Raw genomic sequence first — 18,826 nt, forward strand, 5'->3', positions numbered from 1 at the left:
GGTGGCAGCCGAGAGCTTGCCTGGATTGCCTGAAAGATTTGGAGCGTGTACTTGAACGTCTCTTCGTTCGCGTGCGCATCGGGCTCGCCGTAGTAACGGTTCCATGGTTTCGCGCGGTCGGCGTCGCTCAAATGCAATTCTTCGCCAGTGAGTGTCCTAACGTGCCGCGCAATCTGCTTCTACGCATAGGGAAATTGAAAGATGAACAAGTACCTGGTCGTTCTGAGGTGTGGAGACAGTTCCTTGCATCCGCAATGGTTCAGCGGCGGACAGGTTCCAAACTTTGATTTGATGCTGAGTTACTACGGGAAGAACGAAGACTATGCAGACATCTTTGCCAAAGCCATACATAGATTCAAAGGATCAAAATGGGAAGGTCTTAACGACTTCATGTTGCGAAATGCCGAATTGATTCTGCAATATCGTTACATCTGGCTCCCGGACGACGACATCCTGACGGATGTTCAAACCCTGAACGACTTCTTCGAGTATGTAGAACGAGAGAATTTCGCACTCGCGCAACCGTCTCTCGACGAGAGAAGCTATTTCGGTCACCAAACGACGTTGCAAAACAGGGAGTTTGAATTTCGCGAAACAAATTTCGTGGAGTTGATGGTGCCATGTTTATCTTCGAATGCTTTGGATGCGATAAAACACAGCTTCGGGATGAACAAATCAGGCTGGGGCCTCGATTTCTTGTGGCCCAAGTGGGTCGCTTCTTTTGGAAAGGTTGGCATTATTGATCGTTTTTCCGTGTTCCATACACGCCCGGTCGGTTCGGCTGGGAGCGGCATGGGAGACGATTCGAGTACGAGCCCAAATTTTGAATTGAATCAGACGCTCGCACAGTACGGGATGCTGGACACTCCGATTAAGGTCATTCGTGGCAAAACAAGCGATGTAGGCAAATCATATGCGAGCGGTCGACTGGGCAATCCGATGTTGTTCATTCATGCGGTAAAGGGCAGCAATCCGGTGCGACGGAAAGATATCGTCAGTTTTATGAGGCTGCTGAAAGAGTATCTCCCGTGGCTTCATCATATCAAGCGCACAACGTGGCCAATACATCGGGCTCCGGAAAGGCGCTCAAGCCGTTGAGAATGATAATGCGTGTGATTGATGCGAATACCGTCGGCAGTTGTGATGAACGTCAGGATCGACTTGGCGACGGGGGGATTTTCGATTAAATGATTAATTAGTCACGCTCAACCATTGGCGACATTAGTCGGGCGAAAAGAGACATGCTCGAGAGATCGCATTTAGTTCTGTATACACTCTCGTATCGCGCAGTCCGTTGCAACCACCTTCTCGCGTACGGCACGCTGTGCCTAATCTCCAACGGTATGCAGCAACGCGGCGATGCTCTCAACGAAGCAGATCGAGGAGGTAAATTATGAGCGATGCAAAATTTGCAACGTTCTGGAATGATCCGGAATTATCTCCTTATGAAATCGCTTGTTTGAATACGTTCACGGCTAATGGCAGCGAAATCGCTGTATATAGTTACGAACCCATCAGCAATTTGCCAAAAGGCGTGATCGAAAAGGATGCCCGGTCGATCCTTCCTGCCGACTCGCTGAACGCTTTTCCCGTTAATGGCGTTCCTTCAATGGTGCATTTCACGGATTACTTCCGGTTAATAATGTTTACGAAAACGGATGAAATCTGGGCGGACACAGATATTCTTCTCCTGAGACGATTTGACCTGAACATTGCGGGCGACCTGGTCGGCCGGGGAAAGCCGGATCTGCTTTGCACCGCACTCCTGCGCCTCGACCCGCGGAATCCACGGCTGCATGATGTAATTCAGCGGGTAGAAGCGATGGAAAACACGGATATAAAATGGCGCGCTACTGGCTCCCATATTTTGACGGAAGTCTATGGTGCAAAGGTCGGCTTGCCTGAAAGAGTGTTTTATCCGGTGGATGCCGATTCCTATTATAAGGTCTTTTTGCCCCACTATTCCGAAGAATGCGCTGCGCTTTGCACCAATGCATATACGCTTAAACTTTGGAATAATCGTGTGGTTAAGCTTGGCGTGTTCAAACGGGTCTGTCCGCCAGAGGGGTCATTCCTGCATCACGTGTTTGCCAGTACTGGATCCGATCAGCTTTTCGCCGAGATCTATCCCGCGGATGTGATGCAGAGGTTGGTCAGTAACGCCGAAGAGAGAGTCGGCCGCGATGAAGGCGTTCGCAAACTCATGCGAATAGCATTGGGGAGCGGGTCATCCAGCAAATTTGACGACACGCCGCTCTCACACCGGATTTAATTTGATATCTGTTGGCATATTCGTCTAATCATCGCAAAACGATTTCATTAAAAGATTTCGATATGCTTGCTTGATCGCTGGCGATCCTGGTAGACCCAGACTGCCGGCACTTCAGGTCGGCCCGATTTGCTCCCACAACATGATTCGTGATTAGTTGATTTCTTCGCGAAGCAAGGATTTTGCGATATAGAACGGGTAGTTCACGCCTCGTTTACCTCCAGGAGCATTGTCTATGTCCGCACCGAGAATCAGCGTTCTGCTGCCTATCTACAAGGTCGAGGACTATATCGAGGACTGTCTCGACTCGCTGCTGTCACAATCCTGCACCGATTTCGAAATCATCGCCGTCGACGACTGCAGCCCCGATCGCTCGGGTGAAATCGCCGCCCGGGTTCTCGCGCAACAGGATCGAATTTCGTGGAAGTTAATCAGAAACATCGACAACAAAGGGCTCGCTGAAACGCGAAAAATCGCAGCATCGGAAGCGCGGGGCGACTATGTGCTTTGCGTTGACAGCGACGACCATGTCCATCGCGATCTCATTTGCACCGTGCTGCGCGAAGCCGACCAGCACGACGCCGATGTCGTCATTTTCGGCGCCGAGCGCATCAGTCCCGATGGCGCCGTCAACGCTCGGATCGATTCCGGCGACGGCATTATCACTGGCGTGGAAGCCGTCCAGAAAATTCTCGAACTCAAGCTGCAAGCCTTTTGCTGGAACAAGCTTGTGCGCCGCTCCATCTTCGTCGCAGCCGACCATCCGTGCGGTCTCATCTTCGAAGACGTTTGCGTGTCGGTGCAAACGCTCGCCAACTCGAAAGTGGTGCGCCTCATTCCGGACAACCTCTATTCATACATGATCCGTGAATCGGGAATTTCGAGACGCTTCAACCCGCAGGTCGTCGACCTTTTTGCCATTATGGACCGCGTGGAAAAAAATACCGCGTCCCTCCCGATTACCGACTACAAGCGCCTCTTCTTCCGGCTCAAATACAGCTGGGCATTCCGCGCGATCGCGTTTCAGACCGCCATCACCGCGCCGACCTACCGCCTCGCGAGCCCTATTCTGCAAAGCGTATCGGAGAAGCTGCGCGTGAAGCACCTGCTTGGCCTGTTTGCCGATCGGCATTTGAAGCTTTCCATCACTATGACCATGCTCAAGATCCATCCGTGGATCTTTTATTGCGTCGTAAGACGCTTCAACCGCCGCTGACACAGCAGAATGGGCCATCCGGCACATCATTTAACGCCGAGCGTGATGAACTGACAAAGCCAATTAATCAGTAAGCGCGAGTGCTAATCACTCACTGGATCAACTCCGCTGCATCCCCGTCCTGACAAAAAAGGCGGGGGACGCCAATCATGCGTCCCCCGCCTTTCCGATGTGTCACCGACAAACGTTACATCAATCGCGCAACTTCACCGCCGTCATTCGCGGCATCAACAGATGAATGATGCCCAGCGCAACCAGATACGCCGATGCGCCGACCGTAAACAGAACCCAATAATTTCCGGTACGCTGCAAGGTCTCGCCGATCACGCCTGAAAAGAAGAACGAACCGACCATCCCCGCCACACCGCCGATACCGATCACCGTGCCGACGATCCGCTTCGGGAACACGTCGCCGACAGTCGTGACGAGATTCGCCGACCAGCCCTGGTGCGCCGCTGCCGCGAGACCAACGGCGAGCACCGCCCACCACAGGTTCTGGAATGCCGACAACGTTGCGATCGGCACAACGCACAATGCACAGATGAGCATCGTGAGCTTGCGTGCGAAATTCGGCCTGTTGGTGCGCGCCATCAAGCGCGACGACAGCCAGCCACCCGCCACGCTGCCGACCGATGACATCGTATAGATCGCGATCAGCGGCAGACCCATGTGTCCGATGTCGATATGGCGCGACTCATTGAGCCACTTCGGCAGCCAGAACAGATAGAACCACCACACCGGATCGGTCAGCAGCTTGCCGAAGACAAACGCCCACGTTTCGCGGTACTTGAGCACCGACAACCAGCTGACTTTCTGCTCGACGACTTCCTCGCGATCCGCATTGATGTAGTCGAGTTCTTCCTTCGACACCGACGGATGCTCCGAAGGCTGCCGATAAACCAGCCACCACACCGCCAGCCAGATGAAACCGGTCGCGCCGCCCGCGATGAACGTCGCGCGCCAACCCCACATCACCGCGGCGATCGGCACGAAGGCCGGTGCCACGATGCCGCCGATCGTCGCGCCCATGTTCCAGAAGCCCGTCGCCAGCGCGCGTTCCTTCTTCGGAAACCACGTGGCGGTAGTGCGGATTGCAACCGGGAAATTGGCCGCTTCGCCGAAGCCAAGCAGACCGCGCACGGCCGCGAAGCCCGGCACGGTCGATGCCACCGCGTGCAGCATCGCCGCCAGACTCCACAGCGCCATCGCGCCGCCGTAAACCTTCTTCGTGCTGACGCGGTCCGCGATGCGGCCGAAGATCGCGAGACCGACCGCATAGGCGACGGTAAATACCATCACGGTCTGCGCGTACTGCACCTGGCTCCAGCCGATATCCTTTTGCAGCATCGGCGCGAGCAGTCCGAGCATCTGACGATCCATGTAGTTGATCGTCGTTGCCGCGAAGATCATCGCGCAGATGGTCCATCGGTATCGTCCGACGGCCGTCCGTGCGGCAGCCGTCGTAGCTTCTAATGTTTTCATCGTGTCTCCTGAAGGTTTCTGAAAAAGTTGTCTATACGGTTGTTCGATAGGTCAATGCGCTGAGGCGGGCAATCCTTCGCGCGGGCTCATGCGCGAGAAGAACACGACCCCGGCGGCAATCACCGACATCACCGCGAGTCCAGTGAGGCCGCCCTCGATCGAGCCGGTCTTCTGTTCGAGGAAGCCGAAGGTCGCCGGCGCGACGAAGCCGCCGAGGTTGCCGATCGAGTTGATCAGCGCGAGCACCGCGGCGGAAATTCGCGCGTCGAGATAGCCCTGCGGGATGACCCAGAACAGCGACGAGGCCGCCTTGAAGCCGATCGCAGCAAAGCAGATCGCGACGAACGAGAACATCGGGCCGCCCTGGCCGGCCGCATACATGCCGAGCGCGGCGATCAGCAGCACGCACGCGACCCACGCCTGCTGGAACTTGAAGCGCGCCGCGAGCATCGCGAACAGATACATCGCCGCGATCGAGATCAGCCACGGAATCGAGTTGAACAGGCCGACCTGGAAGTCGTTGAAATGGCCCATCTTGTGGATGATGCTGGGCAGCCAGAAAGTCGCGCCGTAGATGGTCAGCGACACCGCGAAGTAGATCAGGCAAAAGATCAGAATTTGCGGATCGCGCAGCAGCGTTCCGAGCGACGGCTTGACCGGGTGCGCGGCGGCGCGCTGGCGTTGCTCTTCGTCGACCGCATCCAGCACCGCGTCCTGTTCGGCGCGGGTGAGCCACGCGGCGTCGCGCGGCTTCGAGTCGAGCCACAGCAGGATGAAGCCGGCGAGCACGACCGAGAACATGCCTTCGATGATGAACATCCACTGCCAGCCGCGCAGCCCCGCGCCTTCGATCAGCATCAACCCGCCGGAGATCGGCCCGGACAACACCGACGCGAGCGCCGAGCCGCTCAGGAAGATCGCCATCGCCTTGCCGCGCTCGTTGCTCGGCAGCCATTGCGTGAAGTAATAGATGACGCCGGGAAAGAAGCCCGCTTCGGCTGCACCGAGCAGCAGCCGCATCGCGTAGAACGACGTCTCGCCGCGCACGAATGCCATGCCGGCCGCGGCCAGGCCCCACGTGAGCATGATACGCGCGAGCCACAGCTTCGCGCCGTAGCGCTGCAACAGGATGTTCGATGGCACTTCGAAGATCGCGTAGCTGATGAAGAAGAGCCCCGCGCCGAGCCCATAGGCCGCCGCGCCGATGCCCAGATCGGCGCTCAGATGCTGGCGCACGAAGCCGATGTTCACCCGGTCGATGTAGTTGACGATGAACATCACTACAAACAGCGGCAGCACGCGCCATTTTATCTTGCGCACCGCGCTCGCCAGCGCGCCGGCGAGCGCGGGCCGCGCCGTGTCGGCAATCGGGCTACTCATGGGGTTGTCTCCTTCGATGGCGACGCGCGTTGCGCGTCGCGGGCCTCGTAGGCGCGGATGGGAAGCGAGAATTAAAAGCGCGGATTCTTGCCGGTGAAGCCCGGTTCGTACTTGCGCATCTGCGAGAGGTCATCGCGATTGCGCACGCCGCACGACAGATACTGCGCATGCAGTTCGGCGAGGCGCTCACGGTCGAGCTCGACGCCGAGGCCCGGCGTGGTGGGCACGCGCACCGAGCCGTTGTCGAACGTCACGCGGCCGACCTTGATGACTTCTTCCTCCTGCCACGGGTAGTGCGTGTCGCACGCGTAGGTCAGGTTGGGGATGCTTGCCGCGACGTGCGTCATCGCCATCAGGCTGATGCCGAGGTGCGAATTCGAGTGCATCGACATGCCCAGATCCCACAGCTTGCACATGCGCGCGAGCGTCTGGGTCGCGCGCAGACCGCCCCAGTAGTGGTGATCCGACAGCAGGACCTTGACCGAACCCATCTCGGCGCCGCGGCGGAAGTCTTCCATCGTCGTGATGACCATGTTGGTCGCGAGCGGCAGGCGCGTATGCTTCGCCAGTTCGGCCATGCCTTCGAGACTCGGGCACGGGTCCTCGTAGTACTCGAGCAGTTCGTCGAGTTCAGGGGCGGCGGCGATGCTCGTTTCGAGCGTCCAGTTCGCGTTCGGGTCGAGGCGCAGCGGCACGCCGGGGAACGCCTGATGAAGCGCGCGCATGCACGCGATTTCGTGTGCCGGCTCGAACACGCCGCCCTTCAGCTTGATGCTCTGGAAGCCATACAGCTCGATCATCCGACGCGCCTGCGCGACGATCTGCTCGGGGCTCAGGCCTTCGCCCCAGGCATCGGGCGCATAGGGCTTGTCGATGTGCTCGGCGTACTTGAAGAATAGATAGGCGCTGTAGGGCACCGCGTCGCGCACCTTGCCGCCAAGCAGATCGACGATCGGCGCGCCGACGATTTGCCCTTGCAGGTCGAGCATCGCGACTTCGAGCGTGCTGATGACTTTCGGCGCGTTCTTCGCCGCGTGCGAGCCGGGCGCGAGTTCGAATTCGACCGCACCGGGGGTCGCCTTGATCGTGCCCCGCACGCGTTCTTCCATGCGATTGAGGTCGAACGGCGACAGGCCGATCACCAGCGACTTCGCCTGTTCGAGCACACGCAGCATCGGTTCGTCGCCATAGGTCTCGGAGATGCCGACGCGGCCGTCGCTCGTCTCCAGTTCGACGATGGCGCGCAGCGCCCAAGGTTCGTGGATTCCGGCGGCGTTGAGCAGCGGGCCGTCGCGGAAGGCGATCGGGGTGATGCGCACCTGCGTGATGGTGATGTCGCGAGTCATGTTGGCAATCGGCATAAGTGGAGTTTGATGGGACGGATAGTAAAGCACTAATATATTAGTGCGTTAGTGGGGTAAACTCTCATGTCCACTTTGTGGCGAATTCCGCCTGCAAGCCCGCTGGAAGCGGCAGGCGTCGGCTATAGTACTAGTGCCTCAGCGGACCGCCCCGTCGGTCGGCCTGCGTCCAAGCTTCAATTTCTGACATGAAAAACCACGCTCACTCGTCGACGGTCACCCGGCTCGACCGCTCCCGCCACGCCGCGCCGCAAGTCTTCGAACGACTGCGCGAAATGATCCTTTCGCTCGAATTGACGCCGGGCACGGTGCTGTCGCGCACCGAGCTCGCGAACCGCTACGGGCTCAGCCAGACGCCGGTGCGCGACGCGCTGATGAAGCTCGGCGAGGAAGGTCTCGTCGACATTTATCCGCAGCACGCGACTGTCGTCAGTCAGATCAAAGTGACCTCCGCGCTGCAGGCGCATTTTCTGCGCCGCTCGATCGAACTCGAAGTCGTGCGCACGCTCGCGGAGCAACACAACGCCACGCTGATCGCGGAACTGCGCGTCACGATCGCGCGGCAAACGGAATTGCTCGACCTGAAGAACTACGAGGAGTTCTCGCTGCTCGATCAGGCGTTTCATCGGCAGATGTACGAGGCGGCGGGCGTGCCGCAGCTGTGGGATCTGGTGCGTAGGCTGAGCGGCCATATCGACCGGCTGCGGCGCCTGAATCTGCCGGTGGAGGGCAAGACGATGGCGGTCGTGCGCGATCATGCGGAGATCGTCGATGCGATCGAGAAAGGCGACGTCGATGCCGCGCAGGCGGCGCTACGCAAGCATCTGTCCGGGACGCTGAGTCAGATCGATCAGATTCGCACGAGTCATCCGAATTTTTTGGCGGACGAGTGAGCGTTGTCCTGTAATGCGGATTTCGCCGTCGCTGAAACTCTCGATCTGCGCACCCGTCTGAGCTCCGCCCACCTGACAAAGCCATCGCGACGGCCCTAGGACCTTGGTCCGATTGACGCGGCATCCACGCGTGGCACCCTTGTACAAAGCCGGAATAGTCACAGTCAACTTGTCAGGGGGGCCGCCATGTTTTCATGGAGCCGGCAGTTCGCGCTAGCGGTGATGGCTATGTCAGCGATGGCTTGCGCGGGAAGCGCCTGGGCAACCGAACAGGCACAGCAACGTCGCGCCGGACGGGACGTTCGCCAGGAGACACGCCAAGGCGCCCGCCATACGAAGCAGGAGTGCAGAGCCGCGGATCAGAAGAGCAATTCGCAATGCCGGCAGGACAAGCGGCAAACCAAGCAGGGCGGCCGTCAGGCGGCCAGGAATATCAAGTATTGAGCGTTTGCGTCCGCGTGCGCCTGCTCGGTACTGAACCAGCGGCGGCACGGGAAGGCAGACACCACGTCCACCAGATCAAGCGGGGCAGCCGATGCGAGCCTGGCGATACGTAGCGCTTTGCACCTTGCCGTTCATGATCGTCGGCTGTAACACGCCTCCGATCGCACCGGGCAAGCCGGTCGATATCCCGACTGCCCTCGAGCAGGTTCTCCAGGGCCTGTGCAATTTCCGCAAAGATCAGGCTGGGCGGAAGCAGGATCTGGGCGCCGCAATCGACTCGATTACCGTGGAGCTAGACCTCACCGTCGACGGGGCGAGAAATCCGCCGGTGGCGGTTGCGCCGGATATCCAGTTCATTCCGACGGTTAGCTATGGTCAGATCATGACGGCAAACCGGGGCAGCAGACTCGTGCTTACGCTGAAAAACACTGGCAGCGGCATGCATGGCGGCGACTGCGATGTCACCGCGCCGGCCAAGTAGAGGCCACCTTCGCTCGCCATCGCCTATGGCTTCGCCAAAGCGGCCTTTACCATTGCGGGGTCGCGAATCACACAACTGGGCGCTTCCCGCGCGTTGAACAGCGCAGGTCGCGCCGCGTTGCACTTCAATGTTGGGCGATGCTTTCCCACGCGCCCGACCGAGCCGAGCGGAACACGGCGTCGATCACCCGCATATTCGCGCGCGCATCTTCCAGCGGAATAGCCTGCGGGCCCCCACTCAGGATCGCCTCTGCGAACGCGGTGGCGGCTACGCCGTATTGATCGCACACCGGAACTTCCAGCCAACGATCAGTCGCGACACCGTCGCCATTGTGCTGACTGATCAGCAGGCGCGTCGGCCGATCGTTTGGCGCATTGAATGGAATTTCGACTTCGATTCGCCCTTTGGTACCGTGGAATTGCATCCGCTGGTACGGATAGGTTTGAGTCGAGTAAAAGAAACTCGCCTGCACGCCATCGAAGTCCATCAGCACCGAGCCGAGCCGGTCCACCTTGAAGGCAGGGTCCTGCTCCACCAGCGCAACTACGCGCCGCGGCTCACGCCCGATAGTGAAGCGCGACGTCGTGATCGGATAGCAACCGATATCGAGCAGGCCGCCGCCGCCTAGCTCGCTCTTGTTGCGGATATTGTCTTCGTTCGTGTTGTGATAGGTGAAACCGCCGGTCACTGCCCGCAATTCGCCGATCGCGCCTTCGTTGATCAAGGTCCGCACCTTCAACCATTGCGGATGCGTGCGAACCATGAAGGCTTCCTGGATGTATCGGCCGCTCTTGTCGCGCGCGGCGATCAGTCGTTCGACCTGCTGTGCGTCCAGGCTGATCGGCTTCTCACACAGCACGTGCTTGCCCGCCTCGACCGCCTTGATCGTCCATTCGACGTGGAGATGATTCGGCAAAGGGATATAGACCGCGTCGATTTCCGGGTCCGCGAGGAGCGCCTCGTAACCGTCGTATGCGACAGCGAGACCATATCTGTCCGCGGCCTCCCGCGCCTTCTCCAGAGAGCGTGAGGCGATGCCTTTCACCCGACACTTCGGCGCGTTGTGCATGGGCACGACCACCTTGTCGTTGATCTTTGCGGCGCCCAAAATACCCCAGACTATTTGATCCTTTGCCATGACATCCCTTTTTCCGATTGCGTATCCGATGAGTCGAGCAGGCCGAGCATTCGCGTAAGTCGGCAAGTCGCGTGAATCCGCGAACGACCAGGAGCCTGCGATCGTATCAGTTTAACCGTGGCTCGTCGTCGCTAGACCTCGGTCCGCCTGAGCAGATAGTCGAGGCCGCCTACCCGATACCATCGGTATCCGAACGGCTCGAGCACCACCGTGTGACAGCCGTCATCGTCAGCGTCGCTGTGGTCGTCGGACAGAAGATTGATCAGCGAATCCCGGCCTGGTTCGTTGGAGCTCAGGCGGAATTCGACGGTACACGCTTCGGCGCGGAAGTTATGCAGAAACAGCACGGAGTTGTTACGCCAGTGATAACAGAGGGCGAGCACATCGTTTCGCGAGGTGGGCAGCACTTCGAAGTCCCCCCAGCTGATTTCCGGCACTTCGCGGCGCATGCGGACCATCCGCTCGGTCCAGTTGAGAAACGAATCGGGATCGCGTCGCTGCTTCGCCACGTTGACCCGCTCGAAGCCATACGCCCCGCCGGCGATCGCCGGGACGGGCGGATTTGAATGGCTGGTGAAACCGCCTTGCGGCTCGCCCGACCATTGCATCGGCGTGCGCGCACACTGGCGCTCGGGCCGGCGCAGATCGTCGCCCATGCCGATTTCATCGCCGTACCGGAACACGGGCGTGCCCGGCAAACTCAGCATCAGGCTGTAGGCAAGTTCAAGACGGCGTCTGTCGCCCGACAGCATCGGCGCGAGTCTGCGGCGGATGCCGCGCCCATACAGTTGCATGTCGGGGTCCGGGGCGAACGCGGCGAACACAGACGCGCGCTGAGCGGGCGTCAGCCGGCCCAGATCGAGTTCGTCGTGATTGCGCAGAAACACACCCCATTGCGCAGTCGGCGGCCGTGGCTTTGTCGCAAGCAGCGCGTCCTTCAATGGCTTCGTGTTGCCCGTCGCGAGCGTGTAGAACGTGTTTTGATTGACGCGGAAGTTGAACATCATCGGCATGCGCTCGCCCTCGTCTCCGAAGTACTGGAGATCCGATTTGGGCAGCACGTTGGCTTCGGCCAGAATGATCGCGTCGCCTTCGCGCCACTGCAGAAACTCGCGAAACGTCCGCAACATGTCGTATTGCTCGGCGTGGCGGCGCACCATCGGGCCCTTCGTCGCGATGACGAAGGGCACCGCGTCCATGCGGAATCCGGACACTCCGAGCTGGATCCAGAAGCCCATGATCTTCAGCAACTCCGCCTGCACATGCGGATTGGAGGTATTCAGATCCGGTTGAAAATCATAGAAACGATGGAAGTACCAGCGTCTTGCCCGCTTGTCGAAACTCCAGGTCGACTTCTGCACGCCGGGAAACGCCACGCCGCGTTGCGCGTCGGGCGGTTTGTCGTCCGACCAGACATACCAGTCGCGATATTTCGAAGCGGGATCGCTGCGTGCTTCCAGGAACCATGGATGCTGGTCGGACGTGTGATTGACCACGAGGTCGATGATCACGCGTAAGCCCCGCTGGGCGCACGCATGCGTGAACTCGGCGAAATCGCCGAGCGTGCCGTACTTCGGATCGACGTTGTAATAGTCGCAAACGTCGTAGCCGTTATCGCGTCCTGGCGACGGGTGGAAAGGCATCAGCCAGATCGTCGTCATGCCGAGCCCTTGCAGGTAATCGAGCCTGCGCATCAGGCCCTGGAAGTCGCCGACGCCGTCGCCGTTCGCATCCATGAAGGTGCCTACCGAAAGGCAATAAATGATCGTGTTCTTGTACCAGAGGTCATTTAGCATAGGGTCCGCGCGTAGCGCCCAAACAATCGATCGTGAAGAGGAATTGCAATGTCGGAGCTGGCTTGGTGGCAACGCGGTGTGATCTATCAGATCTATCCGCGCTCGTTTCAGGACAGTAACGGCGATGGCATCGGCGATCTGTCCGGCATCAGCGCGCGCCTCGAATATGTCGCGGCGCTAGGCGTCGATGCGGTGTGGATCTCGCCCATCTACCCGTCGCCCATGGCCGACTTCGGCTATGACGTCGCGGACTACTGCAACATCGATCCGAGGTTCGGCACTCTGGACGGGTTCAAGCAATTGATGGGCCACGCACATCGGCTCGGGCTCAAGGTGTTGCTCGATTTCGTGCCGAATCACTCGTCGAACCGGCATCGGTGGTTCGAGGAAAGCCGCTCGTCGCGAGACAATCCGAAACGGGACTGGTATCTGTGGCGCGATCCCTCGCCCGATGGCGGGCCGCCGAACAACTGGTTGAGCCGCATGGGCGGCTCGGCGTGGGAGTGGGACGACGTGACGGGGCAGTACTACTATCACGCGTTTCTGCGCGAGCAACCCGACCTGAACTGGCGGAACCCGCAAGTGCGCCGTGCGATGGACCAGGTGCTGCGTTTCTGGCTCGATCTCGGCGTGGACGGCTTCCGCGTGGACGTGCTGTGGCTGTTGATCAAGGACGCGCAGTTTCGCGACAATCCGCCCAATCCCGGCTATCTGCCCGGCGAGCCGGAGCATCATCGGCTGTTGCAAACTTACACCGAGGATCAGCCGGAAGTGCATGAACTCGTCCGCTCGATGCGAGCCACGCTGGACGAATACGGCGAGCGCGTGCTGATCGGCGAAATCTATCTGACTGTCCCGCAACTGGTGAAGTATTACGGCGTGAACGGCGAAGGAGCGCATATGCCGTTCAATTTTCAGTTGCTCAGCGCGAGATGGAATGCGGAGAGCATCGCTCGCATGATCCGCGATTACGACGTTGCGTTGCCCGAATACGCGTGGCCGAACTGGGTGCTGGGAAACCACGACAATCCGCGCGTCGCGTCGCGCGTCGGCGCGGCACAGGCACGTGTGGCCGCTGTGCTGCTGTTGACGCTACGAGGCACGCCGACGCTTTACTACGGCGATGAAATCGGCATGACGGACGGCTATATCGCGTCCGATGAGATTCAGGACCCGGCGGAGCTCCGGCAACCGGGCATTTGCCAGGGACGCGATCCCGAGCGCACGCCTATGCAATGGGATGGCTCGCTGCCGAATGCGGGCTTTACGGACGGCAAACCTTGGTTGCCGATTGCGACGGCGACGAGCGTGCGCGAACAGGACGGCGACATGGCGAGCATGTTGTCGCTGTATCGGCGTCTGCTGAGTCTGCGCCGCGGCAGCGCCGCGCTCGTGCGGGGCACGATCGAGAATGTCGTTGCCGAGGGCGACGTGCTGACCTATGAGCGGCGCGATGGCAATCAATGCCTTTTCATCGCACTGAACATGGGCGCCGACGCTGCCACCGTGCAGTCGCACGCCGGCATGGTGTTGCTATCGACGGTGACCACGCGCATCGGTGACGCCTTCGTCCAGGGCGCCAATCTGCTTGCCGCCAGCGAGGCGGTCATCGTGATCGTCGACTCTCCCTCGTGAACGGTAGGTGACTCGCTGCTTCAAAGCGCCACCTGAATGCCCAGTTCAACCACGTCCTCCGCTCGCAGCCCATAGTATTCCGCGCTGGGCGTGGAATGAAACGCCATCTGTCCGAACAGCGCCTCGCGCCAGCGCATCATGCTGCCGTGCGAACGCCCCTTGATGACTTCATCGCATGGCAGGAAAAACGTGGTGTGCGTGGGATCGTAGTGCCAGCCATCGAACCGGCCCGCCAGCGATTCGAGCAGCCGCGGCAGGTTGGGGCGCTCGACGAACCCGTGATGCGCAATGATCTCGAAGCATCCGTGGCCGAGGTCTCGCACGTCGATGCGCGTTTCGTCATCGATACGCGGCGCGGACTCCGATATGTTGGCGAAGAAAATCGTCGTCTCGTGCAGCACGCGGTTGTGGCGGATGTTGCTCCTGAATGTCGCCGGTGTCTTGCCCGATGCGTTGCCCGGAAAAACCGCCGTGCCTGGCACGCGCGCCGGACGTTCGGGACCGGCTAGCGCGTCGCGCAGGGATGCGTCGAGCGCATCGGCTTGGTTCGCATGGGTCGCGGCAATCTCCCGTCCGCGATTCCATGTCGACATCAGCACGAAAAGTATCAGCCCGACGCGACGGGAAACTAGCCGCCTGAAGCGATTTTCGGCACGTTCGCGGACACCAGCGTCACGTCGACGACGAGCAACGGCGCGCTCACGAGCGCCGCGCCATAGAGGGGCCAATGCCAGACGTTGCGCGACACGCTGATCATCTGGATCGTGGTGATCAGCATCGTCAGTGCGACTGCGATGCCATACGCCGAAGTCAGCTTCGACGAGCTTCGAAAGGCTAGTACGAGAAACAGTACGGCCACGAACAGGATCAGGTTGACGGCGGGCGAATAGACCTGTCCGCGCTGCTCTCTGGACGTTTCGACGACCCGCAGGCGCGGCAGAAAGCCCAGTTCGATCGCCTGACTCGTCATGAAAGATGAGCAAGGGACGGAGCAAAGCGACGTTTCGTCGTCTCGCCGCCAGCGCGGCGGCGGTCCATCGATGACACGGCGCTACGGATGCGCGTGGCGATTCGCGCGTCGAGCGGGGTGTAGACGAGCATGCTCAGGTCTGGCCGGCCATCGACGGCGAACAGCGAATATTCCATTTCGATGGTCCCGAACGCAGGATGCAGCAGGCGCTTAACGTGCTGGCCTTCGCTGTGGCCGAACACCTGATTTTCGCGCCACATGCGTTCGAAGTCGGGGCTCGCGCGACACAGATCGTCAACCAGATCGCCGACCTCCGAAGCGATCCCCGCGCGTGCGACGTCCGCACGGAACGTCCCCACGACGAAGCGCGCGACGCTCTCCCAGTCGTGCTGTTTTGCACGGACGTCGGGATCGCCGAACAGGAAGCGCAGGATGTTGCGCTGGCCCGGCGGCAGCGCGCTGTAGTCGGTCAACACGACGGCTGCCGCGCGATTCCACGCGACGACGTCCCACGTCGCGGTCTTGATGATCGACGGGCTGGCATCGAGCGAATCGAGCACGCGCTGCAAGCGCGGGTCCACTGCGTCGGTGGACCGGTAGCGCACTTCCGGGGGGCGCCCCAAGGCCAGCATGAACAGATGTTCGCGCTCGGCATTCGTCAGCATCAGCGCCGCGCAGATGCGCTCCAGCACCGCGGCGGACGGCGCGCCGCCGCGACCCTGCTCGAGCCATGTGTACCACGTCGAACTGATATTCGCGCGCTGGGCCACTTCTTCCCGGCGCAATCCTGGCGTACGCCTGCGGCCCGAGAAGCCGAAACTGGCCGGATCGAGCCGCGTGCGGCGACTGCGCAGAAAGTCTCCGAGGGATTGGGCGGTGTTCACTGGATGATTAACCTGTTAGTCGCTTTACCGGGATAAGCTCACTACTTCAATAGCATAGTGAATGATCGCATAGTGCGTCAGTGGCTATCCTGGAGACTTGACCATGCGAATCTTTCTGACGGGCGCAACCGGGTTTATCGGCTCGGCGTTGGTGCCCGAACTTATCGAAGCCGGGCATCAGGTGATCGGCATGACCCGGTCCGATCAGGGCGCGCAGGCCCTCAGCGCAGCGGGTGCGGAGGTATATCGCGGTACGCTCGAAGACACCGACAGCTTGCGCCGCGGCGCCGCGAAGGCCGACGCCGTCATACACCTTGCTTTCGACCACGATTTCTCGCACTTCGTGGAGAACTGCGAGAAGGACAAGCGTGCTATCGCTGCACTCGGCTCGGCGCTGGTGGGCACGGATCGGCCGCTTCTGATCACGTCAGGCACCGGCGTCGGCAGCCGAGATAACGGACAGCCGGCGACCGAGGACGTGTTCAACACCAGCCACCCGAACCCGCGCATCGGCTCCGAGCTGGCCGGCAATGCGCTGCTGAAGGACGGCGTCAACGTATCGGTGATGCGCTTGCCGCAAGTGCACAACCCGTACAGGCAAGGCCTCATCACGCCGCTCATCCAGATCGCTCGGGACAAAGGCGTGTGCGCGTACGTGGAAGAGGGACGTAACCGCTGGCCGGCGGGACATCTGTCGGATGTCGTGCGGCTGTACCGGCTTGCGATCGAGAAGGGCGAACGCGGTGCGCGCTATCACGCGGTGGGCGAAGAAGGTGTTAGTGCACGAGAGATCGCCGAGGCGCTGGGGCGCGGCCTGAAGTTGCCGGTCGTCTCGATCGCTCGCGACGAAGCGCAGGCGTACTTCGGATGGATGGCGATGTTCGCCGCGCTCGATATGCCGGCATCGAGTGCGCAGACGCAGGCGCGTTTGGGCTGGCGACCGACAGGTCCGACGCTGCTCTCGGACCTGAACGAAGCGCGCTACGTTCCATCATAGATGTTTCAATACGCCGCTCGCCAGCCTGCGCAGTTCGTCGAACTGCGTGACGAGTTGGAGGCACAGAATAAAGGCCAGCGCCGCCGCGGGCCCCGGGTGGCGGTCGATCCATTGCAGCACCGGCGTCGCGTAGCGCGTGCGGATCGCATCGCGCGTCATGATCAAGGTGATCGTGATTCCCACCGCGGCGCCCACCAGCAAATCGGTCGGATAGTGAAAGCCGAGATAGGCGCGCGGAAGGCAAATGAACAGCGCGGTATAGAGAAGCGCCAGCACACCGATGCCCCGCCATACGAGGAAAATGCCGGTGGCGACCGCCATCCATAGCATCGCGTGATCGCTCGGGAAGGAACTCCAGTTGGTCAGCACTGCGTCCTTGATATCGCCGCTGGCAAAGCTCAGATGCAGTTCGGGGTTATAGACGGGCCGCACCCTGAACGGCAACCAGTGAGTCAGCAGTCTTCCGACGAAGAGCGCCGCGAGGCCGCTGACAACCGTCGCGAGAACCATTTCTCGCCGCCATTCGCGGCACTCGTCTTGCTGAAACCACATCCACCACAGCACCGGAACGAGTACGAGACCTTTGAAGGTGTACAGGTTGTCGATGGCTTGTATGGCTAGCGTCGCGAAATGACTGAAGTGTATGTGGGACAGATATGTTTCGATGGACAAATCGAAGCTATTCATTATTTTCTAAAGAAAATGAGCCGGTCGCGGATGAGGGTCAGCATAATTCATCGCGTGCACGGCATTTTTTGGCGCTTACTTTCACTGACAATTTTTACTGGGCAATTTCATCGCTAACTTTCGGTGACTCGGTGGCGGTTCGTCACAACGGGAAATTTGTGGTTGAAAAGTGCTTCCGGATCGTAAGTTGTTCCCGTGCCAGCGCCAGGCGCAGCGATAACCTATAGTCGGATCTTTCAAGGAGGCCATCATGAGACTGGTCGACTGGAATATTCAGTGGGGCTGCGGCGTCGACGGCCGCGTCGACCTCGGCCGGATCGTGCGTGAAGCCCGCGCGTTATGCGACTTCGACGTGCTGTGTCTGCAGGAAGTCACGCGCGGCTTCAACGAAGAACCGGCGGCAGGCGGACTGAAAGGCGCGCCATCGTCCGATCAGTTCGCCGAACTTGCCGCTCTGCTGCCGGAAATGACCGTACTCGATGCGATCGGCTCCGATCTTCCCTCGCTGGGCGCGAGCCGTCATCGGCGGCAGTTCGGCAATGCCATCGTGACCCGCTTACCGGTTCGTCAGGTGCTGCGCCATTCACTGCCGTGGCCCGCCGATCCCGCCAAGCCGTCGATGCTGCGCGTCGCGCTCGAAGCGGTGCTCGAAACCGACGTCGGTCCGCTTCGTGTCATTAGCACTCACCTCGAGTTTTATTCGGAGAAACAGCGGCTCGCGCAAGTGGCAAGACTGCGTGAGCTGCATCAGGAAGCGTGCGATCACGCGCGCTCTCCCGCGCGGGGTGAAAAGCCGGACAGCCCGTTTGCCGATACGGCGCGCCCGCTCAGCGCGGTTGTGTGCGGTGACTTCAACAGCGCATTCGAAGACACCGCGTTTTGCCGGATGCTGGAACCGATCGCCGACGCACCGACGTTCGTCGATGCGTGGGCCCGCGCGCACCCCGGCGAGCCGCGTGCCGCGACGGTCGGCCTGTATGATCACGAGCAATGGCCCGACGGACCGTTCGCGTGCGATTTCGTTTTCGTCACCCAAGACCTGGGCACACGCATTGCATCGTGCGAGGTCGATCCGCACAGCCGCTCGTCCGATCATCAGCCGATGTGGCTGGAACTGCGTTGAAGGTTCGGCGGGAATGCTTAAGGGTCTGTTAAGGCGCATATCTATAGTGAGCTATGCCCAGTAAGGTTTT

18 protein-coding genes are annotated in these 18,826 nt (G+C 60.3%); 9 read left to right on the forward strand and 9 right to left on the reverse strand.

The window, feature by feature from the left end:
- Positions 1 to 201: 201 nt before the first annotated feature.
- From BC1002_RS32030 to BC1002_RS32040, 3 genes are all read left to right on the forward strand, one after another.
- Entirely contained in the window at positions 202 to 1,098 is an 897-nt protein-coding gene (locus tag BC1002_RS32030; RefSeq protein WP_013094123.1) for a DUF707 domain-containing protein, read from the forward strand.
- Positions 1,099 to 1,393: 295 nt separating this feature from the next.
- Positions 1,394 to 2,272, forward strand: a complete 879-nt coding sequence (locus BC1002_RS32035; RefSeq protein WP_013094124.1) for a hypothetical protein — start codon at positions 1,394 to 1,396, stop codon at positions 2,270 to 2,272.
- Positions 2,273 to 2,504: 232 nt separating this feature from the next.
- Positions 2,505 to 3,485: a glycosyltransferase family 2 protein gene (locus BC1002_RS32040; protein WP_013094125.1), complete on the forward strand. Its 981-nt coding sequence runs from the start codon at positions 2,505 to 2,507 to the stop codon at positions 3,483 to 3,485.
- A 192-nt stretch (positions 3,486 to 3,677) separates the two neighbouring features.
- Here the strand turns inward: BC1002_RS32040 and BC1002_RS32045 are convergent, their stop codons facing one another.
- From BC1002_RS32045 to BC1002_RS32055, 3 genes are all read right to left on the reverse strand, one after another.
- Positions 3,678 to 4,967, reverse strand: coding sequence for an MFS transporter (locus BC1002_RS32045; RefSeq protein ID WP_013094126.1), 1,290 nt, complete (start codon positions 4,965 to 4,967; stop codon positions 3,678 to 3,680).
- A gap of 51 nt (positions 4,968 to 5,018) precedes the next feature.
- Entirely contained in the window at positions 5,019 to 6,347 is a 1,329-nt protein-coding gene (locus tag BC1002_RS32050; protein ID WP_013094127.1) for an MFS transporter, read from the reverse strand.
- Positions 6,348 to 6,418: 71 nt separating this feature from the next.
- The gene (locus BC1002_RS32055; protein WP_041735998.1) at positions 6,419 to 7,693 is read right to left on the reverse strand and encodes a glucarate dehydratase family protein; all 1,275 of its coding nucleotides are present in this window, start codon (positions 7,691 to 7,693) and stop codon (positions 6,419 to 6,421) included.
- A 203-nt stretch (positions 7,694 to 7,896) separates the two neighbouring features.
- Here BC1002_RS32055 and BC1002_RS32060 point away from each other — a divergent pair, with 203 nt between their 5' ends.
- The 3 genes from BC1002_RS32060 (at position 7,897) to BC1002_RS32070 (ending at position 9,526) form a co-directional block, all read left to right on the forward strand.
- A complete protein-coding gene (locus tag BC1002_RS32060; protein ID WP_013094129.1) occupies positions 7,897 to 8,601 on the forward strand; it encodes a GntR family transcriptional regulator in 705 nt (234 codons plus the stop codon).
- A 186-nt stretch (positions 8,602 to 8,787) separates the two neighbouring features.
- Positions 8,788 to 9,045: a hypothetical protein gene (locus tag BC1002_RS39195; RefSeq protein ID WP_013094130.1), complete on the forward strand. Its 258-nt coding sequence runs from the start codon at positions 8,788 to 8,790 to the stop codon at positions 9,043 to 9,045.
- Positions 9,046 to 9,178: 133 nt separating this feature from the next.
- Positions 9,179 to 9,526 carry a hypothetical protein gene (locus tag BC1002_RS32070; protein WP_013094131.1) on the forward strand — a complete coding sequence of 116 codons (348 nt, stop codon included), beginning with the start codon at positions 9,179 to 9,181 and terminating at the stop codon, positions 9,524 to 9,526.
- 124 nt (positions 9,527 to 9,650) lie between these two features.
- On the opposite strand, the gene BC1002_RS32075 is transcribed toward BC1002_RS32070, so the two are convergent.
- On the reverse strand, positions 9,651 to 10,664 hold the full coding sequence (locus tag BC1002_RS32075) for a Gfo/Idh/MocA family protein (protein WP_013094132.1): 1,014 nt from the start codon (positions 10,662 to 10,664) through the stop codon (positions 9,651 to 9,653).
- A gap of 131 nt (positions 10,665 to 10,795) precedes the next feature.
- Positions 10,796 to 12,460 carry an alpha-amylase family protein gene (locus BC1002_RS32080; RefSeq protein WP_013094133.1) on the reverse strand — a complete coding sequence of 555 codons (1,665 nt, stop codon included), beginning with the start codon at positions 12,458 to 12,460 and terminating at the stop codon, positions 10,796 to 10,798.
- 48 nt (positions 12,461 to 12,508) lie between these two features.
- Between BC1002_RS32080 and BC1002_RS32085 the strand changes: the two genes are divergently transcribed.
- Positions 12,509 to 14,095, forward strand: coding sequence for an alpha-amylase family glycosyl hydrolase (locus BC1002_RS32085; RefSeq protein WP_013094134.1), 1,587 nt, complete (start codon positions 12,509 to 12,511; stop codon positions 14,093 to 14,095).
- 20 nt (positions 14,096 to 14,115) lie between these two features.
- Here the strand turns inward: BC1002_RS32085 and BC1002_RS39470 are convergent, their stop codons facing one another.
- Genes BC1002_RS39470 through BC1002_RS32095 form a run of 3 tightly spaced genes read right to left on the reverse strand, consistent with a single transcriptional unit; the run spans position 14,116 to position 15,949 of the window.
- Positions 14,116 to 14,688, reverse strand: a complete 573-nt coding sequence (locus BC1002_RS39470; protein ID WP_260326951.1) for a KUP/HAK/KT family potassium transporter — start codon at positions 14,686 to 14,688, stop codon at positions 14,116 to 14,118.
- A gap of 35 nt (positions 14,689 to 14,723) precedes the next feature.
- Positions 14,724 to 15,065, reverse strand: coding sequence for a KUP/HAK/KT family potassium transporter (locus BC1002_RS39475; RefSeq protein ID WP_049870314.1), 342 nt, complete (start codon positions 15,063 to 15,065; stop codon positions 14,724 to 14,726).
- Positions 15,062 to 15,949 carry a helix-turn-helix transcriptional regulator gene (locus BC1002_RS32095; protein ID WP_013094135.1) on the reverse strand — a complete coding sequence of 296 codons (888 nt, stop codon included), beginning with the start codon at positions 15,947 to 15,949 and terminating at the stop codon, positions 15,062 to 15,064. Before BC1002_RS32095 ends, BC1002_RS39475 begins: the two co-directional genes overlap by 4 nt.
- Positions 15,950 to 16,052: 103 nt before the next feature.
- On the opposite strand from BC1002_RS32095, the gene BC1002_RS32100 reads away from it, so the two are divergent.
- Positions 16,053 to 16,946 (forward strand): SDR family oxidoreductase, encoded by an 894-nt coding sequence (locus tag BC1002_RS32100; RefSeq protein ID WP_013094136.1) that lies wholly within the window; start codon positions 16,053 to 16,055, stop codon positions 16,944 to 16,946.
- Here BC1002_RS32100 and BC1002_RS32105 read toward each other — a convergent pair.
- Positions 16,941 to 17,633 (reverse strand): phosphatase PAP2 family protein, encoded by a 693-nt coding sequence (locus BC1002_RS32105; RefSeq protein WP_013094137.1) that lies wholly within the window; start codon positions 17,631 to 17,633, stop codon positions 16,941 to 16,943. The genes BC1002_RS32100 and BC1002_RS32105 overlap by 6 nt on opposite strands.
- A 250-nt stretch (positions 17,634 to 17,883) precedes the next feature.
- On the opposite strand from BC1002_RS32105, the gene BC1002_RS32110 reads away from it, so the two are divergent.
- Positions 17,884 to 18,756, forward strand: a complete 873-nt coding sequence (locus BC1002_RS32110) for an endonuclease/exonuclease/phosphatase family protein (RefSeq protein ID WP_013094138.1) — start codon at positions 17,884 to 17,886, stop codon at positions 18,754 to 18,756.
- The last annotated feature ends 70 nt before the right edge of the window (positions 18,757 to 18,826 follow it).

This window comes from Paraburkholderia atlantica (assembly GCF_000092885.1).
Lineage (GTDB): Bacteria > Pseudomonadota > Gammaproteobacteria > Burkholderiales > Burkholderiaceae > Paraburkholderia > Paraburkholderia atlantica.